General features: G+C 59.2%; 26 protein-coding genes and 1 pseudogene. 18 read left to right on the top strand and 9 right to left on the bottom strand.

Annotated features, from left to right (window positions below; all coding sequences use genetic code 11):
* Nucleotides 1–39 precede the first annotated feature (39 nt).
* The 12 genes from N1937_RS25380 to N1937_RS25325 all read left to right on the top strand — a co-directional run bounded on the left by N1937_RS25380 (nucleotide 40) and on the right by N1937_RS25325 (nucleotide 11,664).
* Nucleotides 40–1,527, top strand: a complete 1,488-nt coding sequence (locus N1937_RS25380; protein WP_260059696.1) for a type II and III secretion system protein family protein — start codon at nucleotides 40–42, stop codon at nucleotides 1,525–1,527.
* Nucleotides 1,511–1,816: a hypothetical protein gene (locus N1937_RS25375; RefSeq protein WP_222385967.1), complete on the top strand. Its 306-nt coding sequence runs from the start codon at nucleotides 1,511–1,513 to the stop codon at nucleotides 1,814–1,816. The genes N1937_RS25380 and N1937_RS25375 overlap by 17 nt, the downstream gene beginning before the upstream one ends.
* A 91-nt stretch (nucleotides 1,817–1,907) precedes the next feature.
* Nucleotides 1,908–3,509 (top strand): TadE/TadG family type IV pilus assembly protein, encoded by a 1,602-nt coding sequence (locus tag N1937_RS25370; protein WP_260059694.1) that lies wholly within the window; start codon nucleotides 1,908–1,910, stop codon nucleotides 3,507–3,509.
* Nucleotides 3,506–3,985, top strand: a complete 480-nt coding sequence (locus tag N1937_RS25365; protein ID WP_170255615.1) for a TadE/TadG family type IV pilus assembly protein — start codon at nucleotides 3,506–3,508, stop codon at nucleotides 3,983–3,985. Before N1937_RS25370 ends, N1937_RS25365 begins: the two co-directional genes overlap by 4 nt.
* A complete protein-coding gene (locus N1937_RS25360; protein ID WP_222385905.1) occupies nucleotides 3,979–4,611 on the top strand; it encodes a TadE/TadG family type IV pilus assembly protein in 633 nt (210 codons plus the stop codon). Before N1937_RS25365 ends, N1937_RS25360 begins: the two co-directional genes overlap by 7 nt.
* Before the next feature lie 27 nt (nucleotides 4,612–4,638).
* Nucleotides 4,639–5,781 carry a pilus assembly protein gene (locus tag N1937_RS25355; RefSeq protein ID WP_222385904.1) on the top strand — a complete coding sequence of 381 codons (1,143 nt, stop codon included), beginning with the start codon at nucleotides 4,639–4,641 and terminating at the stop codon, nucleotides 5,779–5,781.
* Complete coding sequence (locus tag N1937_RS25350; RefSeq protein WP_260059692.1) at nucleotides 5,778–6,350, top strand: L,D-transpeptidase; 573 nt, start codon at nucleotides 5,778–5,780, stop codon at nucleotides 6,348–6,350. Before N1937_RS25355 ends, N1937_RS25350 begins: the two co-directional genes overlap by 4 nt.
* A gap of 16 nt (nucleotides 6,351–6,366) precedes the next feature.
* Nucleotides 6,367–7,806 carry a CpaF family protein gene (locus tag N1937_RS25345; protein WP_222385902.1) on the top strand — a complete coding sequence of 480 codons (1,440 nt, stop codon included), beginning with the start codon at nucleotides 6,367–6,369 and terminating at the stop codon, nucleotides 7,804–7,806.
* A complete protein-coding gene (locus tag N1937_RS25340; protein ID WP_018480343.1) occupies nucleotides 7,803–8,756 on the top strand; it encodes a type II secretion system F family protein in 954 nt (317 codons plus the stop codon). The genes N1937_RS25345 and N1937_RS25340 overlap by 4 nt, the downstream gene beginning before the upstream one ends.
* A 7-nt stretch (nucleotides 8,757–8,763) precedes the next feature.
* Complete coding sequence (locus N1937_RS25335) at nucleotides 8,764–9,705, top strand: type II secretion system F family protein (protein WP_222385901.1); 942 nt, start codon at nucleotides 8,764–8,766, stop codon at nucleotides 9,703–9,705.
* 14 nt (nucleotides 9,706–9,719) lie between these two features.
* Nucleotides 9,720–11,024 (top strand): AAA family ATPase, encoded by a 1,305-nt coding sequence (locus N1937_RS25330; protein WP_260059689.1) that lies wholly within the window; start codon nucleotides 9,720–9,722, stop codon nucleotides 11,022–11,024.
* A 79-nt stretch (nucleotides 11,025–11,103) separates the two neighbouring features.
* A complete protein-coding gene (locus N1937_RS25325; protein WP_260059688.1) occupies nucleotides 11,104–11,664 on the top strand; it encodes a hypothetical protein in 561 nt (186 codons plus the stop codon).
* Nucleotides 11,665–11,875: 211 nt separating this feature from the next.
* Here N1937_RS25325 and N1937_RS25320 read toward each other — a convergent pair whose 3' ends face one another.
* A complete protein-coding gene (locus N1937_RS25320) occupies nucleotides 11,876–12,397 on the bottom strand; it encodes a tetratricopeptide repeat protein (protein ID WP_026154513.1) in 522 nt (173 codons plus the stop codon).
* Nucleotides 12,398–12,655: 258 nt separating this feature from the next.
* Between N1937_RS25320 and N1937_RS25315 the strand changes: the two are divergent.
* Nucleotides 12,656–13,158 (top strand): annotated as a pseudogene (locus N1937_RS25315) (hypothetical protein).
* Nucleotides 13,159–13,275: 117 nt separating this feature from the next.
* On the opposite strand, the gene N1937_RS25310 reads toward N1937_RS25315, so the two are convergent.
* The 5 genes from N1937_RS25310 to N1937_RS25290 form a co-directional block, all read right to left on the bottom strand.
* The gene (locus N1937_RS25310) at nucleotides 13,276–13,803 is read right to left on the bottom strand and encodes a GNAT family N-acetyltransferase (protein WP_260059686.1); all 528 of its coding nucleotides are present in this window, start codon (nucleotides 13,801–13,803) and stop codon (nucleotides 13,276–13,278) included.
* Nucleotides 13,800–14,078: a type II toxin-antitoxin system TacA family antitoxin gene (locus N1937_RS25305; protein WP_170280972.1), complete on the bottom strand. Its 279-nt coding sequence runs from the start codon at nucleotides 14,076–14,078 to the stop codon at nucleotides 13,800–13,802. The genes N1937_RS25310 and N1937_RS25305 overlap by 4 nt, the downstream gene beginning before the upstream one ends.
* A 204-nt stretch (nucleotides 14,079–14,282) precedes the next feature.
* The gene (locus N1937_RS25300) at nucleotides 14,283–15,113 is read right to left on the bottom strand and encodes a DUF6030 family protein (RefSeq protein ID WP_260059706.1); all 831 of its coding nucleotides are present in this window, start codon (nucleotides 15,111–15,113) and stop codon (nucleotides 14,283–14,285) included.
* Between the two features lie 426 nt (nucleotides 15,114–15,539).
* Nucleotides 15,540–16,262 (bottom strand): ribonuclease activity regulator RraA, encoded by a 723-nt coding sequence (locus tag N1937_RS25295; RefSeq protein ID WP_017967670.1) that lies wholly within the window; start codon nucleotides 16,260–16,262, stop codon nucleotides 15,540–15,542.
* A gap of 70 nt (nucleotides 16,263–16,332) precedes the next feature.
* Entirely contained in the window at nucleotides 16,333–17,118 is a 786-nt protein-coding gene (locus N1937_RS25290; protein WP_170255606.1) for an IclR family transcriptional regulator, read from the bottom strand.
* A gap of 213 nt (nucleotides 17,119–17,331) precedes the next feature.
* Between N1937_RS25290 and N1937_RS25285 the strand changes: the two genes are divergently transcribed.
* Genes N1937_RS25285 through N1937_RS25265 form a run of 5 tightly spaced genes read left to right on the top strand, consistent with a single transcriptional unit; the run spans nucleotide 17,332 to nucleotide 22,696 of the window.
* Nucleotides 17,332–18,852 (top strand): ABC transporter substrate-binding protein, encoded by a 1,521-nt coding sequence (locus N1937_RS25285; RefSeq protein WP_260059684.1) that lies wholly within the window; start codon nucleotides 17,332–17,334, stop codon nucleotides 18,850–18,852.
* A 40-nt stretch (nucleotides 18,853–18,892) separates the two neighbouring features.
* Nucleotides 18,893–19,813, top strand: a complete 921-nt coding sequence (locus N1937_RS25280; protein ID WP_017967673.1) for an ABC transporter permease — start codon at nucleotides 18,893–18,895, stop codon at nucleotides 19,811–19,813.
* Nucleotides 19,810–20,727, top strand: a complete 918-nt coding sequence (locus N1937_RS25275) for an ABC transporter permease (RefSeq protein ID WP_260059683.1) — start codon at nucleotides 19,810–19,812, stop codon at nucleotides 20,725–20,727. The genes N1937_RS25280 and N1937_RS25275 overlap by 4 nt, the downstream gene beginning before the upstream one ends.
* Nucleotides 20,727–21,698 carry an ABC transporter ATP-binding protein gene (locus N1937_RS25270; protein WP_032985613.1) on the top strand — a complete coding sequence of 324 codons (972 nt, stop codon included), beginning with the start codon at nucleotides 20,727–20,729 and terminating at the stop codon, nucleotides 21,696–21,698. The genes N1937_RS25275 and N1937_RS25270 overlap by 1 nt, the downstream gene beginning before the upstream one ends.
* A complete protein-coding gene (locus N1937_RS25265) occupies nucleotides 21,695–22,696 on the top strand; it encodes an ABC transporter ATP-binding protein (RefSeq protein ID WP_260059682.1) in 1,002 nt (333 codons plus the stop codon). Before N1937_RS25270 ends, N1937_RS25265 begins: the two co-directional genes overlap by 4 nt.
* Before the next feature lie 89 nt (nucleotides 22,697–22,785).
* Here the strand turns inward: N1937_RS25265 and N1937_RS25260 are convergent, their stop codons facing one another.
* From N1937_RS25260 to N1937_RS25250, 3 genes are all read right to left on the bottom strand, one after another.
* Entirely contained in the window at nucleotides 22,786–24,900 is a 2,115-nt protein-coding gene (locus N1937_RS25260) for a carboxy terminal-processing peptidase (protein ID WP_260059681.1), read from the bottom strand.
* Between the two features lie 149 nt (nucleotides 24,901–25,049).
* Nucleotides 25,050–25,529 carry an MEKHLA domain-containing protein gene (locus N1937_RS25255; RefSeq protein ID WP_260059680.1) on the bottom strand — a complete coding sequence of 160 codons (480 nt, stop codon included), beginning with the start codon at nucleotides 25,527–25,529 and terminating at the stop codon, nucleotides 25,050–25,052.
* A gap of 117 nt (nucleotides 25,530–25,646) precedes the next feature.
* Nucleotides 25,647–26,837, bottom strand: a complete 1,191-nt coding sequence (locus tag N1937_RS25250) for a M20 aminoacylase family protein (protein WP_260059679.1) — start codon at nucleotides 26,835–26,837, stop codon at nucleotides 25,647–25,649.
* Nucleotides 26,838–26,889 lie beyond the last annotated feature (52 nt).

Raw genomic sequence — 26,889 nt, 5'->3', positions numbered from 1 at the left:
CGCAGGTGCGGCGAGCCGAATGAGGGGGCAACAGCAGGCATGGCGAACGGCAAGAGAAGAATCGCAGGGACGAAAAGCCTTGCGGCACTCGCGGCAGTGTTTTCGGCCTGTGTGTGTTTAGGACCCGGATTTGCCGGCTGCGTCAACGCACAGGAAAAGTCGGTCATCTTAGGCAAATCGGTCCAGCGTGTGACGTTGCCTCCGAACGCGACGCTGACGCTCAATACCGGCCAGCCCTTCGGCGATCTCGTCATCGGCAGCGCCGACATGATCGACGTGGTGCCGCTTTCCGACCACTCGCTGTTCATTCGCGGCAAGAAAATCGGCGCCACCAATATCTCGGTCTATGGCGACGACAAGTCGCTTCTCGGCGTCATCGACATCCGCGTTGCCAGCGATTTCACCGAAGTCGCCGCCGCCATTCGCTCTGCCGCGCCCTCGGCCCGGGTCACGGTGGTCAACTCCAACGATCGCATTCGCCTGACAGGCATGGTCCGTGACGGCATCGAATTGCAGCGGGTGATGGAAGTCGCCCAGTCCTATTCCGACCAGCCGGTGCTGAACCAGTTGCGCGTCAGTGACAGCCAGCAGGTGATGCTGGAGGTCCGTGTCATCGAAGCCTCGCGCCAGACCGGTCGTGACCTCGGGATCGGTTGGTCAGGGCACGGCAACAACGGCATCGGCAAGGCGACGACCAGCCAGGGTATCACCGTAGACGATGACGGCAACCTGGCCCGTTCCCTCCTTGACCCCAAGGGTGCGGCAACCGGTATGCTGCCCTTCGGCCAGTTGATCGCCAAGGTGCTGGAAATCTCGGGCGGCCGCATCGACGTGGTCATCAATGCGCTCGAGCAGAAGGGATTGGTGCGTCGCCTTGCCCAGCCGAACCTCATCGCAATGAGCGGCTCGACCGCCAGCTTCCATGCCGGCGGCGAAGTGCCGATCCTGAAGACGACGAACAACGGCACGACAGTCGCCACCGAGACGGACTATCGCCCCTTCGGCGTGCGGCTGACATTCAAGCCGGTGGTGCTTGACGACGGCGTCATCAATCTGGAGATCGAGCCTGAAGTTTCCGAGCTTGATCCATCGATCAACGTCAACGGCAATCCGGGTTTCATCTCGCGCGCTGCCAGCACCACGGTAGCGCTTCGCGACGGCCAGAGTTTTGCCATGGCGGGCCTGCTGCAGTCGATCAATGCCAAAGACATCCAGCAGTTGCCGGGCCTCGGGAAGATACCGATCCTCGGCGCGCTGTTCCGTTCGACCAGTTTCCAGAAGAAAGAATCCGACCTGGTTATCGTCGTTACCCCGCACATCGTGCGACCGGCCCGCCCGGGTGAGGACCTCTATAGTCCGCTCGATCAGACACGTTCGTCCAATGACGTCGAGCTTTTCGCACTCGGTGTCTTGGAAGTCGACAAGGACATGCTCCGCCGCTTTCGCAATGGCGAAGGTGTGACCGGGCCCTATGGCCATCGTCTCGACCTGAATCAGGGAGGCCAGGTTGTTGTTACAAAACGCTAAACGCGCCCTTCTCGTGCTTGCAGCCGCCGGCCTCGCTTCCGGCTGTGCCGACTACATGAACCATCGCGACTCGATCACCTTCGGGCTCGGCAATGCCGTGGAAGCAAACAAGGCCATCCATATCGAGGACCCCTTCCCGCCGGAAGCCCAGCGAACCCGAATCGCAAGCGACGGCAAGGTGATCCGCAGGGTGGTCACTCAATATCAGAACGGTGGGGCGGGCGTTGTTCAGCCGTCGCCGGCCATGGGGGCGAATGGCGCGTCCAGTGGGGCCACTGTCAGCCAGTAGCCATTCGAAAGGCATGAACGGCGGCAGCGCCGGAAGGGAAAATGCACGAAACGGGGCGTCGCGGCGATAGCGCCGTGATGGGGGTATGCCGATGCTGAGCAGGGTTGTCAGACGGTTCTGGAACGATCATCGTGGCTATGTCATCGCCTTGACGCTCATCGCCATGCCAATGCTTCTCGGCTTTTCGCTGCTGGTCATCGATGTCGGCCGCAGCAGCAACCTGCACACCGATCTCCAGAACGCGGTCGATGCAATGGCGCTGGCCGGAGCCCGCGAACTCGATGGCCGCGATGATGCCATTTCGAGGGCGCAGACCGCGATCGAGAAAATCGCCAATAGCGCGGCTTTTTCCGGCGGCGGAACCGGCATGTCGCTCGGCTCGCACATCAGCATGACCTATAACGCCGGAAATGACGCCGGCAGCACGGTCACCGTGTTCTTTTTGAAGAACATCCCGGCCAGCGACGATACATCAATCCCGTCTTCCATGGAAACGACAGTGGCCAGCGAAGCGTCCTACGCCTGGGTCATCGCCAAGCCGCAAGCGATGCAGACGATCTTTCCGGTTCCGGTTGGGTTCACCCGCAGTACGATCAATATCGCTGCCGATGCCGTGGCCGTATACCATGCCAGCGCCTGCGACGTGACGCCGATCTTTATCTGCAATCCGTTCGAGCCCGCAGGGAACACGAGTGAAAGCGCCAGCGAAACTGCAGCAACGGCCCTACACACCAATTTTGCCGCCGGCAATCTCTACGGGCGACAGATCGAGCTTCACAGCACCTCGGTGTCCAATCCCGGTCCCGGCAATTTCGGGTTCTTGCGTACCCCCTTGGGCAATGGTGCGTCCGTGCTGGCGGAGGCTCTTGCCACCGGCAATCCCGGCGCCTGCTATACACAGGACAACCTCGATACGGAGACCGGCGGAATGGCGGGGCCGATCGAGGACGGGGTGAATACGCGCTTCGGCTATTACTCCTCCTCCTTCAACAAGTCGAAGGGAGATTATCGATACCGTCCTGCCCAAAACGTACGCTCCGCTCGGGCAATCACCAAGGGAAAGGCGGGCTGCGACACCTATGATCCCGTCAAGGTCGGAGAGGTTGTCGGCGATGCGACCAAGGCTTTGCCGCTCGGCTACGGAGCGGCCATGGCCTTGCTTTCCGGCGGCAAGATCAGCAGCAGCAACAATTGGGATTACACGACCTATTGGAACGTCTCGCAGGGCACGGCTGCGCCATCGGTTAGCACGGTCCTCAGCAACTACTCCAGTTATCCCCCGCAGGCGACTGGAACACCAAGCCGACCCTCCGCATACGATGTTTATCGTTACGAGCTTGCCAACGCATCTCTGATCAACCATGCCTCGGCGAATGGCGAGACCGGCAAACCGGTAATGGGCGGCCAGTGCTATACCGGCCCGGACCTTTCGAACTATACGGCGGCCGAATATGGTGATCGCCGCGAAATCTTCTCCGCCATTGTCAATTGTGGCTATGAAGCCTCGGTCGGCCATTTAAACGGTCACAAGGCCACACGCGCCGTGGCCTTCGCGCGCATGTTCCTGACCAAGCCGGCGATAAAGGATTCCAGCGAACGATACCTTTCCCTGGAGATGATCGACATCACCGGCAAGGGTGGTCGCGGTACGGCAGACGAATTGCTGCGGGAAGAAGCGGAACTGGTCAGATGATGGCGCTCCGCAATTTTATACGGGATCGGCTTTGCCTCGGCTTCTTGCGGCGTGAGGAAGGCGCAGTGCTTGCCGAAGCGCTGCTCGCCATCCCCTTTGTGACGATCTTTGCGGCTGGTATACTCGAGTTTGGCAGCATCTTCTGGCAGCGTATGCAGATCGACGCAGGCTTGCGCGATGCGGGGCGTTACCTCTCGCGATGCCGGCCGGTGTCGGGAACCTATGTGCCGACATGCAATCAGGCGACTGCGAAGACGATCGCCTTTTACGGAACGCAAACACCCGCGGCAGGCGCCATACCCCGCGTCCCCGGCTGGAATAACCCTGCCGACATCACCATCACTGCGCCGGATGCGGACGGGGACATCACCATTTCCACCGCTCATCTCTACCAGACCTCGCCGGTGTTCGGCTTTCTGGGAATCGGCGCCATCACCATCAGTTCCTTCCATGAAGAGAGATACATCGGATGGTGACCTCTAGGGCAATCAAGGCATTCTGGCAGGATAGCAGTGGTGTCAGCCTTGTCGAAGCATTGCTGACCTTTCCGATCGTCATGCTGGTATTCGCCACCTTCATCGAGTTCGGCTATGCCATGGCGCAGTGGAATCAGACGGTCAAGGCACTGCAATATGGTGCCCGCCTGGCGGCAGTATCCGATCCGCTGCTTTCGGCTACGGCCTTCAGCACCGCCTTCCCGACAGACGCGAGCGATCCACTCAACAACGGCAAGGCCACACCGAACGATGCGAGCATCTCCGCGACCTGCACGGGTTCGGGATGCAGCGCCGAACTGAGGCGCATTGTCTATGGGTCAAAGGACGCGCAAGATTGTCCGAATATGGCCTCTGTTGCCCAGATCGGAATGTGCCACATCAATCCGCGGATTGGCGCGACGAACGTCGTCGCCACCTATCAGCGATCGGGACTGGGCTACTGGGGTCGGCCGGAAGGGCCTGTGCTGACGATGCGGCTGGAGGTGCGCGACATCACCTTCGATCTGCCGATCCTCGGCGGGTTGTTAGGGCTCAACGACATTACCATCCCGGCCCATCCGGTGACGATCACGACGGAAGATCTAAAGACCTGCTCAACCTGCTGACCCCTTATAACGCGTAGGAAAGCGAAAATGACAGCTCACATGAACATTGCCGCATCCACCAAGATATTGGTTCTCTCCGACGACGCGGCAGCAGCGAGCTTCATGCTCGATACGTTCGGGTCACTTTCGCGTTACGAGGTTCGCCATCTCTCGCTGAAGGCACTCGGAGAAAAGGGCCGGTTCGATCCGACGCAGTTCAACCTGATCGTTCTCGACGTCGACAACGGGGAATTACTGCAGCAACCGGAGATCTTCACATTTCGCACCAGCTATCGGCACATTCCGCTCGTCGTCGTTTCGGAAGACCTGCCGGATGACATGATGCGGCTGCTCTTCCGCCTGAACGGCAACGACTGGCTGAAGAAGCCGCTGGAGCGCCGCGCCCTGATCGACATGATTTCGACCCATGCGCCAGGCACTGGAGCCAGCGACAGCCGGGTGCATGCCGTGGTCTCAGCCGTCGGTGGCGCGGGCGCCAGCATGATCGCTTCGTCGCTTGCGCATGTGCTGGCCCAGCCGACCAAGAATTCCACGCCGCGGATTGACCTGTTCGACACGGATTTTTCCTCCGGGATGCTTGGCTATTATCTCAACCTCGTCAACGACTACGACTTGAAACCAGTCATCGCCAATCCTTCCCGGGTCGATCTGGAGTTCATCGATCTGGTTCGAAAGCGTCATTCGGGGGGCTTTTCACTGCTGTCCTTCAAGCAGCCAGCGGTCCTCCTGGCACCGAAGGGCGGGGAACTCGTGCTGCGTATGCTCGACGTGGCCGCCTTCGAGAGCGACCATACCATCATCGACATTCCCTATTATGATACGCCGTGGAAATACGAGGTGCTCAGTTCGGTCAACAGCATCTGCATCGTCACCGAAATGACGGTCCCTGCGCTTTCTCAAGCCAAGGACTTGTTTGCCAATCTGGTACGGCTGCGAGGCAGTTCGGATCAGATATTCATCGTCATCAACAAATATCGCGCCAAGCTTTTCGGCCTCGGCCTGCGCCGGCAGCAAACGGAAAAGATATTCAAGGAGATCCCGACTCATGTCATTGCGGATGACTGGGAGACTTTGAGCGAGGCCGTCAACCGTGGCGTGCTGCCATTTCAAGTGAATTCCCGGGCGCGCTTCTGCGGCGCGGTCGGTAAACTTGGAGCACTGGTGCGATGAAGGCGATCGACAGTGGGCGTAAAAGATCCCGCGCCGCCGGTGCCGGCCTTGCCGTTTTGGCAATTCTGGCCGCCGCCGGGAATGCCGCGGCAGCCGGGCTTGTACCACGAAGCCTTGGGCCGACGACAAGCGCCGTGGTGACGATCGAAAAAAGCTATGCGGCTGGGACAATCGTCATCGTCAGCGGCAACCGTACGCTGGATCTCGTCATCTCCGAAGGACGCGCGATTCGTTACAAAATCGGAGTCGGACGAGACGGATTTCGCTGGAGCGGTACCGTCAAGGTTGGACGCAAGGCAGAGTGGCCCGACTGGCGTCCGCCTGCCGAGATGAAGGCGCGCTCGGCCGGACTTCCGGACCTGGTACCTGCAGGGCCGCTGAATCCCTTGGGTGCTCGCGGGATCTATCTCTACAAGGGCGGTACAGACACGCTCTACCGCATTCACGGAACGAACGAGCAGTCGACGGTCGGCGGTTTCGCCTCATCTGGCTGTTTTCGCATGAGCAATGCCGACGTCATCGATCTCTACAAGAGGGTGAAAGTCGGTTCCACGGTCATTGTAAAATAGTTCAGGGGTGGGAAGCATGGCGAACGGCATCACGGGGCGATTCTACAAGCAGCAGGAGCCTGAAAGCCGTCCGGAGGCAGCTGAACCGTCTCTCGGCGCAGTTCAGAACACGCCTGCCCAACCGGCCTCTGATAACGCCACGGCGAGTGGAGAAGAGGCTTCGCTCGGGCCGGACATGGTTTCCGAGCGGGTCAATCTGCACCGCTACCTGCTCGATCGCATCAACCTCGGGATCCTCGACACACTCGACAACGAGGAGATCGCCACCGAGATCCGGCCGTTGGTCAAGGACTATATTCGGAGTAACAACTTTCCGCTGAATGCTAAGGAAATCAACGATCTGATCCGCGATATTACCGACGAGATGCTCGGGCTGGGACCGATCGAGCCGCTGCTGGCCGACGACACAATCGCAGATATTCTCATCAACGGCTACAACAGCGTCTATGTCGAGCGCAGCGGCAAGCTCGAGAGCACCGCCGTCCGTTTCAAGGATGAGGACCATCTCCTTCGGGTGATCAACAAGATCGTCTCGGCGGTTGGCCGCCGTGTCGACGAGTCGACGCCGATGGTCGACGCCCGCCTCAAGGATGGCTCGCGTGTCAACGTCGCCATCCGGCCGATCTCGGTCGATGGACCGCTCGTTTCCATCCGCAAATTCACGCGCAAGCCGCTGACGATGGAACGCCTCGTGCAATATGGCGCCATGGCCGATGCAATGCGCATCCTTCTCAGCGCCGCGGTCAAGGGCAAGGTATCGATGGTCATTTCGGGCGGCACCGGTTCCGGCAAGACCACCTTGCTCAACGCCCTTTCGTCGCAGATTTCTCCAAGGGAGCGCCTGATCACCATCGAGGATGCGGCCGAGCTTCAACTGCAGCAGCCGCATGTCGGGCGCTTGGAAACCCGACCGCCGACCCTCGACGGACGCAACGAAATCCGGCAACGCGAACTTTTGAAAAACGCCCTGCGCATGCGCCCCGACCGCATCATCGTCGGCGAAGTCCGCGGCGACGAGGCGTTCGACATGCTGCAGGCGATGAATACCGGCCACGAGGGGTCGATGACGACCATCCACGCCAACACGCCCCGCGACGCCGTCGGCCGACTTGAGCAGATGGTCGGCATGGCAGGGATGCCGATGTCGCAGTTGAGCATTCGCTCGCAGATATCGTCCGCCATCACCATGATCGTGCAGGTCCAGCGCCTGAGCGACGGAAGCCGCAAGGTTGTCTCGATCTCCGAGATTACCGGCATGGAGGGCGAAGTCGTGCAGATGCAGGAGATTATGAAATTCAAGAAACTCGGCACCGATGAAGGCGGGCGAATCCATGGAGAATTTCGCGCCACGGGCATCCGGCCGCGCTTCGTCGAGGAATTTGCCGAACTCGGGATCGAGATCCCCGTGACGATTTTTGATCCTGGTAAACCGCTGCAGACGGGGCCTGTTCAATGATCCTGCTTCTCCTTTACGCGACCGTTTTCACCGCGGCCCTTGTTGCTGTCGAAGCGATCACGCGCGGCTACTTCAAGACATCCGAACGCCACCGCGCTGTAAACCATCGGCTGAGCTTGCTCGAAGTCAGCCATGATCATCGTAAGACCTATAGCGATATGCTCAAGGAGCGGGGTGCCGGCGACAGTTGGCGGCAAACCCCCATGATGCAGCGGCTGCTGCAGTTCTACGCCCAGTCGGGAATAAAGTTCGATGCCAGGCGATTTTCTCTCTTCGCGATTGCTGGCGCACTCTTGACGTGGCTGGTCGTTCAGTTCCTCGTGCCGAGCACTCTGTTTAGAATACCTGTCTTTCTCCTGATCTGCCTCCTCATCCCTGCACTGGTCGTCTGGCGCGCCCGGGCGCGCCGCATGAAGAAATTCGAACTGAAGCTTCCTGAAGCGCTCGACGTCGCCAATCGCAGCCTGGCTGCCGGCCACCCGCTGCCGGCCGCGATCTCTTTGGTGGCACGCGAGATGCCCGATCCGATCGGCACCGAGTTCGGCCTGCTCTCGGACGAACTCACCTACGGCGTGACGCTGGACGATGCCCTTGTCAACTTGGCCGACCGGGTCGGCGTCGAGGACCTGAATCTGCTGGCGATTTCGTTGAGCGTACAGGCGGGAACCGGCGGAAATCTCGTGGAGATCTTGCAGAACCTTTCGAAGACGCTGCGAGACCGGATGATGCTGAAGGCAAAGGTCAGGGCGATTTCCTCGGAAGGGCGCATCACGGCGATCCTCATGTCGGTCTATCCGTTTCTTCTCTACGCGATGATCAAGGCCTTGTCGCCGACCTACTTCGATCCCGTCTGGGACAGCGGTCACGGAACGGCCGTGGTGAGCGTGCTGCTGGCCGTCATGGCCATCGGGAATGTCATTCTCTACAAGATGGTCAATTTCGAGTACTGAGGCGGTCATGTCGAGTGAGTATGGAATTTACCTCATCGTCTTCTTTGCAGTGCTGATATTTTCTGCGGCAGCCTCGGAACTGTTTTTTCGACAGCGTGAGGTCTCGGTTCGTGTGTCGAAGAGCTCGGCGGCGGGCGACGAGTTCCATCTTAGCGATACGACGATTGCCGATCTCGGCGAGGCGGAAAACCGCTTGATCCGTCGCTATTTCGAGATTACGCGCCGTGACACGAATGTGAACTCTACCCAGAACCGGCTGATCCGAGCGGGCTATTTCGCTGCCGGCGCAGTGACCACCTTCCAGGTTGTCCGCGCGGTAATTTGTATCGGCATGCTGGTCGCGGCGGTCTGGGCCATAAACCGGATCGCGCCCAACATGTCGCAGATAGCAACGCTGATTGTTGCCATGTTTGCTGCGGGCATGACCTTTATTCTCGTCAATATCTATATCGACCGGCGGGGCGCTGCCAAGGAGAGGGAGTACCGCCGCCTCTTTCCCGATTTTATGGATATGCTGATCGTCTGCCTCGATGCGGGGATGAGCATCGAGGCGTCGGCGAACCGTGTTGCCAGGGAATTCGTCGACAACCAGCAGGACTTTGGCCTGCATCTCTCGATCATGATGCTGGAAGTGCGGGGCGGCCGGCGATTGCGCGAGGCGCTCGCTAACCTGGCCAGCCGTCTGAGGATCGACGAGGCCCGGGCCCTATCCGTTCTGTTCCGCCAATCGGAGGAGCTCGGGACCAGCGTAACGCAGACGCTGCGGGTCTACAGCAAGGAAATGCGCGACTTCCGTATTATTCGCGCAGAGGAAAAGGCAAACGCCCTGCCGGTCAAGATGCTGCTGCCGCTCGGCGCGTTTCTTTTTCCGGTAAGCCTTATCATCGTTCTCGTTCCCATTGTTATCCGTGTCGTCAGTCTTCTCGTCGGCCTGAAACCCGGCGGTTGAGCAAGCGAGGTCGTATGCAGTATTCGCTCGAACAGAATCGTAACGATGCCATCATTTCCCTCGATCCGCGTATGCCGATGGCACCGGCAAGCATGGAACAAGCCGGACTGGATCCGTCGTTCCTGCTTCGGCTGGCGTCAAAATGTGCAGCCGAGCAGGATACAACCACGGCATCTCATCTGGCTGACCGGATGAAATTGCCGAAAGTGATCGTCAATATCCTGATCAAGGAACTCGTGAAACTCGCATACCTCGAGGCGCGCGGCCTGGCTGGCGAGGATGTCAGATCCGATATTCGGTATGCGCTTTCAATGAAGGGGTTCGAATATGCCCACGCGGCGTCCCGTCAAAGCCAATATGTCGGGCCGGCGCCGGTGTCGCTGGACGCGTTCTGCCGGCAAATAGGCTTGCAGTCCATCCATGACGAGCGCGTAACGCCAGAGCGGCTGACCGAGAGCCTTGACGGGCTGGTGCTCTCAGACGCCTTGGTCGAAAAGCTCGGCCCGGCCATCAACTCCGGTCGCTCTATCCTGCTCTACGGACCACCCGGAAACGGAAAGACGAGCATTGCCGAGCGGACGTCGCAACTGTTTCGTCAAACAATCTGGGTGCCCTATGCCATCGAGGTCGGCGGCCATGTCATTAGTTTCTATGACGAAGCCGTGCATCATCCTGTATCGGAGGCTGACACACAATCCCATCCGAAAGCGGATCAACGATGGATCGAATGCCGCCGTCCGGTGATCAAGACGGGCGGGGAATTGACCCTCGATCAGCTCGATCTCACCTTCAACGCGGGACCGAATGTCTATGAAGCGCCCATCCACTTGAAGGCATCAGGCGGCGTTTTCATCATCGACGACTTCGGGCGTCAACAAGTGGCGCCGCAGGCGCTTATCAATCGCTGGATTGTGCCGCTCGAGCGCGGATATGACTTCCTGACGCTGCACACCGGCAAGAAGTTCAGGGTTCCCTTTGACGAGCTGGTCGTATTTTCGACGAATATCGCACCGAAGGACCTTTCCGACGAGGCGGGCTTGCGGCGCCTCAAATACAAGATCTTTGTGAACACTCCGTCGCGCGACGAATATATCAGAATCTTCAAATCCTATGCCAGCGGCACCGGATTGGTTGTCTGTGATCCAGACCTGAATCTTTTCTACGATCGCAAGTATGGTGGCGATGTGCTAGCGTCTTGCTATCATCCAAAATATCTTCTGGATTTCGTCAGTTCTTACTGCGAGTTCAATGGCATAGCCGGGATCGCATCGCTCCGTATGCTCGAACGGGCGTGGGAAGGTGTATTTACGTCGGAATGATTGCGGGCTTGTCACTGACACGGGGTGTTCCTGGACTACGTGTCCAACGCAGATTTGATGACTTATGGGGGGCAAACGAATGACCAGCATTCCGGGTATTGAGGTCGAAGCAGACCGCGCAGAACCAAGCAATTTGCGAGCGATAGAGCAGCGGGGCTCAAAAAGCCCGCTATTCGTCGGTTTGCTGCTGATGCTCCTGCCCGTGAATGCTGGCGTTCTCATCTATACCGCCAAAAACTCGGCGGATGTTCGCGAGAGCCGCGAGACCATCGCCGCGCTTAAAAGGTCCATCGATGGCCTGAGGGGACAAATGGAAAAGCAGTCGCGCAACATCGCGGATAATGCCAAGGCTGACGAAGTCGCACTTATCCGCCAGGGGATGGATGGGCTGCAAAAGACTATGATGAACGAACGGCGAAACGACACAAGCGGTCTTCGCATGGGTTCAGCTTTGGTCCTTCGCGCACCCGGCAAGGAGCCAGCACAATTTTTCGCACCCCGTGCCGCCCCAGCGGAAACTCTAACTCCGGATAGCAGTCTTGCGTCGATGGCGGCTGGGGGCATTGCAGTCAACGACCTGCCGCGTTACGAACGAACCCTTTCGCCGGAGGGCCAGCTCATCCTTCGGAAGGCACGGTAAAACAACGACTTCACCTCCAAAGAACGTCGCATCAACCGTGCTTCATGTGAAGTGCTTTAGGTCTTTGTGTTCCGTATGTCCTGTCGCGAAACCGCTGCACAATTTTGCGCGAATGTTTAAAGCAGTCGCTGGACGCAGCCAGAGGCGCCGCGCCGATGCTCGCAACGCGGCAAGGGCACTCTCGTCTCGATGCAGATCGCTGAAAGCCCTATCACCGCTGAGCGTAATTCACGCTGTTCTTCATCAATTCGAGATTACGGGCAGTGACTTCGTTTCCGGGATCAAGCTCATAGGCTTTCAGGAAATACCGTCTGGCAGTGCGCAAGTCACCGCGCAGCAGGTGAGAATATCCGATATTGTTGTAGTAGACTGGGGTGTTGCCGATCATGCGCGAGAGTTGCTGATAGGCGCGGTCGGAGGTGTCGAAGCGGGCAACCATGTCGGCGGAGGCTGCCAAGCCTAGCCAGGCGGCCGGATCTTCCGGAAAAACGTCAACCGCTCGCTTGTAAATGGCGTAGGATTTTCCGTAGTTCTTTTCCTGAAACTGCAGTTTGCCGGTCGTTATCAACTCGTCGTTCTTATAGAAGGCGACGGCTGAGTCATCCTCGAGGGTCTTTGCACTGTCGCCATAAGCAGCCAGACCATCAACGCTGGACGACTGGCAACCAGCTAAGATCACGCCAGTCGCTATCAAAAACGCAATGCATTTAGTCCCAGCTCTGATTTGCAACATTGACAACTTGATCCCCCCATCAGACATTCTTACCCAAGACTCGGATGTGTTCACCGGAAATCATCATAAAAAAAACCTAACAACTCAAGAATTTAAGCGAGTAGTCGCAAAAAAGCGACAGATACCGTCTTCGCGCGGAACGCGCCAAGGTGATAAATGCCAACTATTCAAAGTTGGTATCCTGTTCTCAGTGATTCTCAGCGTAGAAAATTAATCAGCGTCGCCTACCTGCTCGCCAGGCCAAAGAGGGAACGCCGCATGCGGATCGCTATTTTCACGCTGATGCGACTTGCCCCATCATTGGCTTACGCGGTAGCATCGATCTTCGTTCTCAGCATACCACTCTTGGAAAGCCACCCATCAAGTGCGTCCGCCTAGTGGCTGCATATGACGGTACTTCCGGTCATGCGCGAGCCCATCTATCTGCTTTTGGCGGTACCCGGCGTTGGAATTTGGAGCGCCACGATCCTGTTGATGCTTGCATCGATTTTCGGGATTCGAGTGGCTCTGCAGCCGCAAAGACACCACCGGTCTGGATTCATCCATGCGCATATCGCGCTGATCGCGACCGGTCTAACGATGGGCGGGCAGCAGTTGCGCAAGCCGGCCTTTCCGACTTGGCGATGCCTCAGCTTCGGCGAGGCGACTGGTCGTTCCTGCCGCTATCCCACTCCCCGCTTGGGACCTTCCTTTTCATATCCGTATTGTCGGCTTGCATTTGCTGCCATTTAACAATCATCAATCGTATAAAATCGGCATGATAGAAAAGGGGCGAACCGCCCCCGCTCAGTAACAATCGGCAGTCTCGAGGTCCTTCCGTGAGTATTGCCTGAGCAGCGTGCTGAAGGGACGAAACCAATCGCTTGGCGCCAAAGCGGCTACAAGAGCCCCTTGGCCTTGAAGTCGGCGGCGAAGGTGGCAAGCGGCATAACGAGGGTGAGCGGTTTCCCTTGCAGCGGTTCGGCGCCGTAGCCGGCATACCAATGGGCGGCGCGTTCGCTCTTGGCATCGATGATAAGCAGGATCCCGCCGCCCTCGCTGGCGAGCCGCAGGCAACGGAGCGCCGCAGCGGCGATGAGCTGGCCGCCTAAACCTTTTCCCGCCACCTTTATGTCGGTTGCCAGGCGCGCGAGCTTGAAGCCTGCGACTTCATGGCGCGCGAGGCCTCTCGTCATCTTCGGAGGCACGGCCTCATGCGTAACGGCCGAAGGCGCGACTGTGTAGAATCCGAGGATGCAATCAGGTTGGGCCTTGTCGATAGCGCAGAAGGTCTTCGCCGCATTCTGCTCATGGCTCTGCCGAGCGAAGCGCCGAATGAACTCGTTCATTGCCGCATCACCGCAATCGAATGCGGCCCGATCGTGCGACTTAGCGATCGGCTCTTCATGCCAGACGGGGAGGGTCACAAGGCATCCGGTAGAGCAGAGATCGCGGCGCGTAGTTTCGCGTTCGGTTTGGGCGGGTGTTCAAGCAGATCGAGGATGCGGATGAAATCGCGGCTCGAAACGGCCTCAACTTCCGCAGCCTGGATGACGGCTTCGGCTTCAGGTACGATCTTATCGAGAATGAAATCGGCCATATCCTTGTTCGAGAGGGCAGCCGCGCGCGCGATCATTGCCTTCTGCTTTGGCGGGATGCGCAGCTGGTAGCGTTCGGTTTTACTGTCCGCGGTTCTCGGCATGATTATCTCCTTGGTCTCAATATAATGTACACATTGTATGTGTACAAGAAGTTTCCTGGTTGATCCCAGCATTCAGGGCCGAAATCATCCGGCGGTCTCACGTCTCATACTCAAAGGTCGTGACGCTCATCGCTCGAAACGTTGAAATCGTCAACGTTCAGACAAGCTCCAGCCTGATCCTGGATGTGACTGCCACTTGCTACGTCATTGAGCGCAATTGGCAGATTTCGACGCGCCCAAGCGGTCCGTGAGGATGAGGTTTGCGGGAACATTGCGGGAATTTGTTCCGGCTAGCCAGCGCTCAGTCGAAAAATAGGTCTTCGTCCTCACCTGCGGACCTGACGTCGCCTTAAGACCAAGCACAAAATTGAAGTTATTTCCGCTGCCGGCTTCGCGCGTGAAGCTGAGATAGGAGCCAAATCGTTCGTATTCGACGTTTCGAAGGTCTTGGATCGACGCAAGAGTATCCTCGAAATCATGCCAGCACGCCTGCTTCACAATGATCTCGAATATGCGCAGGACCGCCGGGGCGAGACGTCCCTGGGCGTCGGTCGACGGCCCAATGATCTTGGCGCGGATCTCAAGAATATTGCCCATTTCATCTCCACGAACCTTAAGGAAGGTTGAACTGGTGGGACGCACCTCGTCCCGTTCGTAGATGCGCTGAAAATAACATTCATAGCTGCGATTGCGCATCGATGCGGCTTTCCACTCGCTCATCTCGATGCCGGCCTCTCGAAGAGCGCCGCACATATTCCGCCCCGAGACGCGCCACATCCGCATAAACTGACTTGCCAGCTCCAGCTTCGGGACTTCGATCAGCTGCAGCGATATCGACGTCGACGGGAGGGGAGAAGGAACCGCCGGATCCGGGCGGGCGGCTGTGTGAGATGATCGTGCAGCCTCATCGAGAGCGCGATCGTCAACGCGCCCGAGATCTTCGTGGATTTCATGGTAAAAAACAACGATGCCCGCAAGAAGCAAAATTGATATCAAAAGCCCTGGCCAAAGGAGGGACCGGCGGTTCCTCGGCATTGGGAAAACCCGCTGCCAACGTGAACTTTCGCGAGGAGGATCGACTGCTGATGGCACTTTATCCACGGCGCGACCTCACAAGCAAACAGGAGCGGCTGCGAGTTCGAACTCAATCAATCTCGATCCTATTTGCGATCAACCGGTGTCGGTCGGGGCACGGACCAAGCAACCCTGCTGACGCCTCCCTCTGAGATGAGCAACGGATGCGAAAACGGTACAGCCTGTCCGACTCACCTTCGACCCAGTAATTGTGAAGTGGCGTGTATGGAGCGTCAAGCAGCAACGCTAGTTGATGGCGCTCGTTCCCTAATATCCCCGCGGCGGCTTTGCAATGTCGGCAGCACCGGAGAGCGTTTCAAAAGAACGAACGCACCGGTTAATCTGTGAGCAGACGACAGCCTTAGACAATGCTTTGAAGCAATGCTGTCATGCCGTCATTTGACGCGCTTGGCGCCAGGCCTCATAACGCTCTAGGGTCTGCTGGTTTGGCGGGTATACGCCCAAGGTCGATTTGCCTGACTCGATTTCCAGCTTGAGAAACTCTTCCTGCTCCTCCATCGCGACAGCTTCTTCGGCAATGTCATCGACATATTCCCGCGGAATAACGATCACCGCTTCGCTGTCGCCAAAGATGATGTCATCGGGATAAACGGCGACGCCGCCGCAGGCGATTGGCTGATTCATGTCTGAGGCATGGTGGGCAACCAGGTTCGCCGGCGCAGCCGGTCCCATGCAGTAAGTCGGGAGCCCCAGCTGCGCGACATCGGCCGTATCGCGGACGCCGCCGTCGAGCACGAGACCGGCGGCGCCACGATAGACGAGACGACGGGCGAGCATGGCGCCGATGCCGGCGACTTCCGCCAAGGAGCGGCAATCGAAGACGAGGACATGGCCGTCGGGGATCGTGTCGATGGCCTTGCGCTGTTGATTGGATGGATCCGAACTATAAGTCGAACCGTCGATATCTTCCCGTGCGGGGATATAGCGTACAGTGACCGCTGGGCCGATCATCGGCCTGCCGGCGTTCGCCAGCGGCCGCACGCCGCGAACCGCGGTATTCTTCAGGCCACGCTTCAGCAACAGAGTGCTGAGACTTGCAGAATTCGTCCGCAAAAGCTTTGCGTAAACTGATGGGTCCAAAGCCGTCATGAGATCCTCCATTGTCCGGTGGAAGCTCTAGCATAACGAGAAGATAGTTCAATAAAGAATTTTATGTTTCCTATTTGGACAATAGCTGCTTGCCATTGATCGCCTTTGTCAAGATGGCGGCACCCTCCACAACCTCGCGCTTGATTGCGCGCGCCCTGTCCGGCGTCGCTTCACCAATGAACGGGACGCTGATCGTCGCGACGAGTCGACCTTCGGAATCGAAGACGGGGGCGGCAAAGGCCCGGAGGCCAAGGTTGGATTCCTGATTGTCCTCGGCGCAGCCATTGCGCCGAATTTCAACGAGTGCCTCCTTCAGCGCCTCCGGATCGGTGATCGTGTATGGCGTCTTCGACTCCAGCCCGCCGCTGCAATAGGCCTCGATGTCACCGTAGTCCGAATAGGCAAGGGCGAGCTTGCCGGCGGCGCCGACATGTTTACGCGAGCGGCTGCCGACCTTGATGAAAAGCGAATAATCGCCGGGACTGGAGGCTGCAAATATCGTCATCATCTCGTTGCCTTCGGGGGCGGCCAGCCGAAAGGATTCGAAAATGCGGTCAGCCGCAGCCGTCAGGATCGGCCTTGCCGCCTCGATTACCGTTGCCCTGTCGGCGCCGGGCGAGATGCGCCGCGCAAGCTCGACGAATTTTGGCCCCAACTCGTAGGACGCTCCACCATTCACCCGCGCTACAAGCCCATGCGCTGCCAATGAATTGAGGATCCGATAGACGGTCGAACGCGGAACTCCAAGCTGATCAACCAGCGCGGCCAGGGAAATTCCCGTCTTCGCATCGGCAACGGCCTCAAGCAGGTGGGCGGTCTTTTCGACGACAGGTGATCCATGTTTTGGTTCAATCATGAACTTTGAATTCCAAATGAGAATGTGATATTGACTTCGCCGGACCGAGCGGGCATGCTCAGTGGCGTGAGTGTCACATTTGACACTACGCGCTTGGCGGAGGAAGTAAAGCCATTGGATGCCCGCTCAGGCGGTGCGCAACCGGATGGTTTTCACACAGACGGCACCGCGATGGACGGGATGCCGCTCGTTTGGATCTGGAGGAGGGATTTCATGAAGAAGATGAAGGGTATTGGCGCGCTGAGCATGGGGTTGGCATTTCTGCTGGCTCCGGCCAGCGCAATTCGCGCCGACGCTGCCTCGGATAAGCTGACGGTGGTGGTGACCGACGAACCGAAATCGCTCGATCCCTGTGATACCGACCTTTCGGGCAATTCTCGCATTCTGCACAACAACATCACCGAAGCGCTCGTCAACCTGAGTCCGGCCGACGGATCGGTCGTCCCGAGCCTTGCCACCAGCTGGCGGCAAGTGGACGAACTGACCTGGGAATTCAAGCTTCGCGACGACGTCACCTTCCACGACGGCAAGGCCTTCGATGCCAATGCCGTCGTTGCCGCTCTCAAGCGGGCGCAGGATCCGGCACTGGCCTGCGAAGTCGGACTTGCGACGTTGAAGGGCGTCAAGTTCAATGCAGAAGCGGTGAGCCCGACCACCCTCCTCATCAAAACCGATATCGTCGAGCCGATCCTGCCGAACCAGATGTCCGCCGTGGACATCGGTTCGCCGGCGACCCCGAACGACGGAAAGTCGCGCTCCCCGGCTGGAACCGGACCTTACAAGCTTGCAGCGTGGACGCCCGGGCAATCGGTCGACCTCGTGGCCTATGACGGCTATTGGGGCGACAAGCCGGCGATCAAGAACGCAACCATCATCTGGCGCGCCGAATCCGCTGTTCGCGCGGCGATGGTCGCCACTGGGGAAGCGCAGATCGCCTATGAAATAGCGCCCCAGGACGGCACGACGGAACAGGATCATGCCTTCCCCAACGCCGAAACCTCGCTGCTGAGGATCGACGCGGAAATTCCGCCGCTCAACGACCAACGCGTGCGTGAAGCCCTTAATCTTGCGATCGACCGGGACGGCCTTGTCGGCACCATCTTCCACCAGGATGCCCAAAAGGCGATGCAGGCGGTGCCGCCGTCCGTCTTCGGCTTTAACCCCGACATCCCCGTCTGGATGTATGATCCCGAAAAAGCGAAGTCCCTGCTCGCCGCGGCGAAAGCCGATGGCGTGCCGGTCGACAAGGAAATCGTCATCTACGGCCGCATCGGCATCTATCCCAATTCGTCCGAAAGCCTGGAAGCCATTCAGGCGATGCTCGCGGATGCCGGCTTCAATGCCCGGCTCGAAATGCTTGAAACGAGCCCGTGGCTGAAGAAGCTGCTGAAACCTTGGGACAAGGAACGTCAGCCGTCGATCCTGCAGACGCAGATCGACAACACCGAAGGCGATGCCGTATTTACGCTGCCGAACCGTTTTACCACCGACGGCAACCAGTCGACCATCGCCGATGCCAAGCTCGACGCGATGATTGCCAACGCGTCGAAGGCAACCGGCGACGAACGCGAGAAACTGTTCGAGGACGCGTTCAGCTACATCGCGGTCGATGCGATCAATATCGTCCCGCTCTTCCACATGGTCACGATTGCCCGCGTCGCCGAGAACGTCACCTATACGCCCGATGTGCAGGCCGGCAACGAGATCAAGCTTAAATCGATCAGCTATCGCTGACCGCCCGGACTGGTCGCCGAACGTCCCTTGAGGAGAGCGGATGTCCTTCACCTACTTCCTGAGACGTGCGGCCTTTGCGGCACTCGCGCTTGCAGCATTGATGACATCCGCCTTCTTCCTGGTGCGGTTGACGGGCGATCCCGTCAATCTCTACCTGCCCGTCGATGCCTCGGATGCGGCCCGCGAAGCCATGCGCGTCCGTCTCGGCCTCGATCGTTCCCTCCCGTGGCAATTCCTCGATTGGGCCGGGGACATGCTGAGCCTCGATTTCGGCACGTCGCTTTGGCACAACCGCCCGGCCATGGATGTTGTCCTTGAGGCGTTGCCGAATACGCTGGCGCTCGGCGCCATTGCCTTGACCCTGGCCTTCATCGCTGCCGTCATCATTGGATCGATTGCCGCTGTGAACGCCGGCGGCTGGATCGACCGGGCTATTAACGTGCTGTCGCAGGCAGCGGCCAGCGTGCCGGATTTCTGGCTCGGGCTGATGGGCGTCCTGCTGTTTGCCGTCACCTTGCGCATTCTGCCGACATCGGGTTTCGGCGGTCCGATCTATTGGATCCTGCCGGTTGCCTGTCTTTTTGCCAGACCGTTCGGGACGCTGGTGCAGATTGTCCGCGGCTCAATGATCGAAGCACTGAATGCGACATTTGTCCGGACCGCGCGGGCCAAGGGCGCGCGCGGCGGCCGGGTGACCTTCGTGCATGCGTTGCGCAATGCCCTCCTGCCCGCGGTGACCGTGACCGGAGACCTCGCCGCCCAGTTCGCCGGTGGCGGTGGCGTCGTCGAGGTTGTTTTCGGGTTTCCCGGCATCGGCAAGCTGCTGATCGACGGCATCCTGAAGCGCGATTTCGCGATCGTCCAGGCATCGATCTTCGCGGTCGCCGTCGTCATCTTCTTCATCAACATCCTGGTCGACATGCTCTATGCATCGATCGATCCGCGCGTGAGGGTCGAATGACCAGCACGTCCGTCGACATCCTCCCTGCCGACGAGCGCCGAAGCCGTCGCATCTTGTGGTTCGTGCGCGCGCTCGCGGGTGACCCGATGGCGATCGCTGCGACAATCTGGCTGCTGATCGTCGCCCTTGCCATCCTTGCGGATGCATCGTCGCTGCTAGGCGGAAACCGCATTTCGCTGAAGGCGCGCAACCTGCCGCCCTTCGATTTCGGCCAGTCCTGGACGTTGTGGCTGGGCGCCGACGCCCTTGGGCGCCCACTCCTCGTTCGCCTCATGCAGGCGGCATCGACGACCATCGGCATAGCGCTTGTGACCGTTCTGACGAGCCTGATCGGCGGAACGCTGCTCGGCGTGATCGCGGGTTACTTCGGTGGCATCATCGGCAACCTTGTCATGCGGATATGCGACATCATCCTCGGTTTCCCGACGCTGCTGGTGGCGCTCTTCGGGCTCTATCTGTTCGGCCCGAGCGTCGGCAACCTCATCATCGTGCTCGCCGTTACCCGTATGCCTGCCTATATCCGCGTCGCAAGAGCCGAAACTCTGGAAGTCCGGGAGAGGCTTTTCGTTGATGCGGCGCGCGTCTTCGGCGGCGGGCCTGTCTGGATATTGCGCAATCACATTCTCCCAAGCGTCGCTCCCACGATGCTGACGCTCGCCTCGGTCAATCTCGCCATGGTCATGCTGTTCGAATCCGGGCTGAGCTATCTCGGTCTCGGCATCCAGCCGCCTGCCGTGAGCTGGGGTCTGATGGTGGCGCAAGGCCAGGGATATCTGTCATCCGCCTGGTGGCTGGGCTTTTTCCCCGGCCTGGCTGTGATGCTCACGACCATGTCCTTCAATCTCCTCGCCAACTGGTTCCGGATCGTCAATGACCCGTCGCAGCACTGGCGTCTTGTCAGCCGGAGGCGCTGATGGCTCTTCTCGAAGTCAAGGACTTGCAGGTCAGTTTCGATACGGCCGCGGGCCGCATTCTGGCGCTCAACGGCGTTTCCTTTTCGCTCGAGCGTGGAGAGGTCCTGGCGCTTCTCGGCGAAAGCGGCTCCGGCAAGTCGGTGACCGCGTCGGCGATCATGGATCTCGTTCCCAACCCGCCGGGCGAAATCAATCAAGGATCGATTCGATTCGACGGTGTCGAGCTGTTGCAGCTCTCGCGAAACGAGCGGCGCGATCTCTGCGGCGATCGGATCGCCCTGATCTTTCAGGATGCGCTCGCAGCGCTCAACCCGGTCTACTCCGTGGGCTGGCAGATCGCAGAAATGTTCCGCATCCACGGCCGCACTCCGAAAGGTAGTATCGAAGAAGCCGTGATCGACCTTCTGACGGCCATCGGCATTCCCGACCCTGAAAGTCGTGCCAGGCAATATCCGCATGAGTTTTCGGGCGGCATGCGCCAACGCATCATGATCGCCATGGCCGTGGCACTGGAACCGGATGTCATCATCGCAGACGAGCCGACGACGGCGCTCGACGTCACGATCCAGGCGCAGGTGGTCGATCTTTTGGAGACGATCCGCAAACGCAGCGATGCCGGCATGATCTTCATCACCCATGACCTCGGCGTCGTCGCCGAACTCGCCGATCGCGTCGCCGTCATGTATGCCGGCCGCGTCGTGGAGACCGCAAGCGTCTTCGAACTGTTCGAAGATGCCCGCCATCCTTACAGCGTTGGATTGCTTGCCTCGCAGCCGCGCATGGACACGGATGAAGACGAATTGGTGCCGATCCCCGGCTCCGCACCCAATCCTGTCGCCCTGCCTTCCGGCTGCGCATTCAGAACGCGCTGTCCACGCGCCGAAGGGCTCTGTGCCGAGGTCGTCCCCTCTCTTGAAACCGTAGGGTCGGGCCGCCAGGCCGCCTGCCACTTCCCGGTATCACCAGTATGATCGAACCTCTGCTGAAGGTCCAAAACCTCTCCCGGCACTTCGGCAGCGCCGCGGCGCCGGTGCGTGCCGTCGACGATGTCAGCTTCGAGATTGCCAAGGGAGAGACGCTCGGCCTCGTCGGCGAAAGTGGTTGCGGCAAAACCTCGCTGGTTCGGACGCTCTTGAAGCTTGGACCGGCGACAAGCGGCAGCGCTTTGCTTGACGGTGTGGACATTACGACAGCCAGTGGCCGGCGGCTGCGTGAATTGCGCCGCAAGATGCAGGTCGTTTTCCAGGACCCCTACCAGTCGCTCAATCCCCGCATGCGGGTCGATCGGCTGATTTCCGAACCCTGGGCGTTGCAGCCGGGGGTCGTGCCCAAGAGCAACTGGCGTGAAGAGACGGTCAAGCTGCTCGAATCCGTCGGGCTGCGCGCCGAGCATGCGGACCGCTATCCCTCGGAATTTTCAGGCGGCCAGCGGCAGCGCCTTGGCATTGCCCGCGCTCTCGCGCTTAATCCGACACTTCTTGTCTGCGACGAGCCTGTCTCGGCCCTCGACGTCTCGGTCCAGGCGCAGGTGATCAACCTGCTGGCCGGATTGAGGCGCGAGCGCAATCTGGCGATGCTGTTCGTCGCGCATGATCTCGCCGTCGTGCGGCATGTCTCGGATCGTGTGATGGTCATGTATCTCGGCAAGATCATCGAAACGGGGCCGAAGCAATCGATCTTCAGCGCGGCGGCTCATCCCTACACGCAGGCCCTGATGTCGGCGGTCCCGACACCCGATCCGAGGCGTCGCGCGCAGCGCAAGCGCATCGTTCTGCAGGGCGATCTGCCGAGCCCCGCCAATCCGCCCAGCGGATGCCGTTTTCGAACGCGTTGCTGGAAAGCGACGTCGATCTGCGCAGAACAGGAACCTGCCCTGACCGCGCGAACGGCGGCCCCTGGTCTTCTGACCGCCTGTCATCACGCCGACCCGGAAATCGCCAACACAGCGCCTGATTCGGACACTGCATGAGTTCCCTCGCCTTGAAGGGAGCTGAACCCAGGCCCATTATGCCAAGGGGATCGCAAAGCTGCGCGCACCGTTGCGCCGGTCAACGACGATTATTTTCCGTTCGTGTTTCCCGGTTCTTTCGTGGCTGCCCTTAGTGCGCCTTCCTGCAAATTCGCCTCGTCGGCAAGAATGGCGACGGTCTCGTCCAGCAAGACGTCTTTTGCATTCTTGCGAGCATTTTCAATGGCAATGTCAGCACTCAGGCTGCGCTCGCCAGCCTCCAGGCCATCATCTCCAAGATCCTCGCCATCCCCTGCTTCCGCTCGATCCTTGAACCGTTTCTCGCGAGCAGCCGCTTCTTTGCGACGTTCGGCCTCATTGAGGGAAACAATTCCTTTCTCGCGCTGCGCCTTGAGGTCGGCAATGTCTTTTAGCAGGCGTTGGAAGTCCGGATTGCTCTCAACCCGCGCATCATGGCGGCTTTTCAATGTCGGCAGCAACGTCGTGATCGTATCGGCGGGCGTGTAGTTCGCGGGCTTGATCTCAGCCCACGGCAGGGCATTGTCATAGCTGGTCTCGCCGAAACTTGTCGGATCGGAAAGTCCTGGCAAGCTGATATCAGGCGTCACGCCGTGCAACTGCGTCGTACCACCGTTGACCCGGAAAAACTGGGCAATTGTCACTTTCAGCTCCCCGAACTCGGGTTTGCTGTTGCGAACAATCTGGTCAAGATCGACGACGGTTTGAACGGTGCCTTTCCCGAAACTGGGTTCGCCGACGATCACACCGCGACCATAATCCTGGATTGCCGCAGCAAAAATCTCCGAAGCCGAGGCCGAGCCGCGATTGATCAGGACACCCATCGGACCTGTCCAGACAGGCGCTGCAAACCCAGCGCTTTTGACCTCGATCTTGCCATTGCTGCCACGTTGCTGAACGACTGGGCCACTGCCGATGAAGAGACCGGTCAAATCAATCGCCTCGTCCAATGAACCGCCGCCATTGTTACGCAGGTCGATGAGCACGCTGTCGACCTTTTCTTGCTTCAGTTCGTCGAGAAGCTTGGCGACATCGCGGCTTGCACTTTTGTAATCCTGGTCCCCTTTGCCCTTGGCGTCGAAGTCCTCATAAAATACCGGCAGAGTGATGATCCCGATTTTACGCGTCGCGTCGCCCGCCTTAACGGACAGCACAGTCTTCCTGGCGGCCTGCTTGTCGAGACTGATTTTATCGCGGACCAGGCTGATGACCCGATGCGTGCCATCTGCTCCGGCATCTGCCGGCAGGATGTCCAGCCGCACGACGGAGTCTTTTTTCCCTCGTATCATCTGCACGACTTCATCAAGGCGCGTGCCCACCACTTCTTTGATCGCCCCATCCTTGCCTTGACCAACGCCGGTAATGCGGTCTCCGACCGCGAGCTTGCCGGACAGCTGCGCCGGCCCGCCCGGCACGAGCTCGCGGATCGTCGTGTAGTCGTCGCGTTCCTGCAGTACAGCACCGATACCAAACAGCGAAAGCTTCATCGAGACGTTGAAGTCGGCTGAAGCGGCCGCGCCGAAATAGTCCGTGTGCGGATCGACCGAGTTTGAATAGGCGTCCATGAACGACTGGAAAACGTCGTCGCTTTTAAACTTGTAAGCGCGCTCGAGCGTGTTTTCATAACGTTTGTCGAGCGTTTCGCGAATAGCCGCATCGGTTTTGCCGCCCAGCTTCAGCCGCAACCAGTCGCTCTTGACACGCTTGCGCCAGAGCTCATTGCTCTCGGCTTCCGACTGTGGCCACGGTGCTTTATCGCGCAGCACCGAATAATTTTCCTGCGCACTGAAATCGAATCCCTGCTTTAGCAGGCCGCGCGCGTAGTTCATGCGGTCGACAACGCGCTGTTCATAGGCGTTGAAAATCGCGAATGGGATCTTCAAGTCCTTCCGTTCTATTGCATCGTCGATCTCGCTGCGGTCAGCCATGAACCTGTCGATATCAGTCTGCAGGAACAGCATGCGGTCCGGATCAAGTGACTTGATGAACGCATCCATGATCCTGGCCGACAGGGCGTCGTCAAGTGGAACGGGCTTGTAGCTATACCGCGAAAGAAATTGTGCGCTCAAATCCGCGGCTTGTGCCTGTCGCTTCAGCGGCGCCAAAACAGGCGGTGATGCGACTTCAGCATATGCGGACTGTGCAATTGCAAGAAATGCACCAAGGAAAACGTAGGCTATGCGCATTCAGCGTCGATCCAATTCTTAATGCCGAGTGTCGATATGCGATCTATGTGACGCAATCATGGTTTTTTGGCAACCGAGTGGCAAACGACATCGTTTGCAAAGTCGCGGAAACATATGCGGCGCATGGTCGGCGTCTCGGCAGCCGACGCTCAATCCGCCTGCACGTCTTGCCAGGAGTCGAATGTCGCAGCCTGACCGCGACGGCATCCGCTGCGGTCGACGAGATTCCAGACGATGGCCTTCTCGATATAGAAACGCCGTCCTGATTTGGCGATGCGAATTCCGCGATAGTCGGCGATAAAGCCATTCGTTGTTACGGCGCTCAACAGCCTGTCACGTTCGGCGCGATCGGGCGCCTCCGCCGACAGACGGGATGGCAAAGTGATGAACTCGTCCCACGAATATTCGAAGCAAGCCTGGGCCGCGCGGTTTGCATAGATAAAGCGCGGATCGGCGTCGGTGTTGTGGGCAAGGACAACTGCCGGCGACTGGTCGTATAGCCATTCAGCACCCTCGCCTTGCGGCGCCAGGCGGCGTCCCACACTTCGTTCGAAGCTTTCCGCCATCAACGCGTAAAACTGGAGATCGTAAGACAGGTCGAGTCCGGCGTCGTTATAATCGGCAATCATCCTGCACATCCTGGAATTGCGGCGAGAGATCCTCACTTCAAGGGGCTACAAAATCCTTTTGCGCTCCAGAAAATGCAAGCTCCAAATGCAACGCTGTAAAGCATGGCGCGCGAGACTTCAGGCGTCGTCCTGGAGGTAGCGTTCCGTAAGCCTTGCCCACATTGCCGCGCCAACCGTCAGGCTGGCATCGGCGAAGTCGTATTTGGCGCTATGCAGGACGGCGGAATTCATACCATTGCCGAGACGCAGGAAGCTTCCCGGCTTGTGCTCGAGAAAGTGGGCGAAATCCTCGCTGCCGGGGATGAGCGGGCAGGTCGCGACCTTGTCTTCGCCGACTAGTTCCGCCGCCACGATCCGGGCGAAATCCGTCTCGGCAGGCGAGTTGACGACGACAGGATTGCCGCGATCGTAGTCGATCTCGATCACAGCATCGTGACCCTCGGCCACAGAGCGGGCGAGCTTGGTGATGCGCTCCTGCAGGAGGTCGCGAATGCGGGGCTCGAAGGAGCGCACGCTCAATGCAAGCTTGGCATATTCCGGAATGACGTTGACTGCATCGCCGGCATGGATGGTGCCGACGGTGATGACAGCCGTTTGGGTCGGATCGAGGTTGCGCGAGATGATCGTCTGCAGCGAGACGACGAGATTGCAGGCCACGACCACGGGATCGATGGTCAGGTGCGGCCGTGAGGCATGACCGCCTTTGCCCCTGATAGTCATCTCGACGGTATCCGATGCCGCCATCATCGGGCCGGATCGCAGCAGGATGGTGCCTTCGGGAGCGCCGGGGTGGTTGTGGAGGCCAAAGATTGCGTCGAACGGAAACCGCTCGAACAATCCGTCGGCGATCATCGCCTGGGCGCCGCTATCCTTGCCCGCCTCTTCCGCCGGCTGGAAGATCAGTGTCACCGTTCCGCTGAAGCGACGGGTGCGGGCGAGATATTCGGCTGCGCCGAGCAGCACGGTCGTGTGGCCGTCATGGCCGCAGGCATGCATCTTGCCGGGGGTGCTGCTGGCATAGGGTAGCCCGGTTTCCTCGACGATCGGCAGCGCATCCATGTCGGCCCGGATGGCGATGCCCCTGCTGCCCTTGCCGGCGCTGAGCCGGGCGACCACGCCGTGTCCGCCGACATTGCGGGTCACTTGATAACCCCAGCCTTCCAGCTTTTCGGCGACGTAGCGCGCCGTCTCCGCCTCTTCGAAAGAGAGTTCCGGATGGGCATGCAGGTACTGGCGGGTCGCCTTCAGCTCCGCCTCCATCGCTTCGAAATCGGAAAGGCGGGCATAGGCATTGTCGAGCGTGGGCATGAAAACATCCAGTTTTGATCGAAAGGAACCATTGCTCCGGCCCGGAGGGTCG

Source organism: Rhizobium sp. WSM4643 (assembly GCF_025152745.1).
Classification (GTDB): Bacteria; Pseudomonadota; Alphaproteobacteria; order Rhizobiales; family Rhizobiaceae; genus Rhizobium; species Rhizobium leguminosarum_I.
Note: the sequence above shows the minus strand (reverse complement) of the source record. Positions and strands in the feature narration are given on the sequence as shown.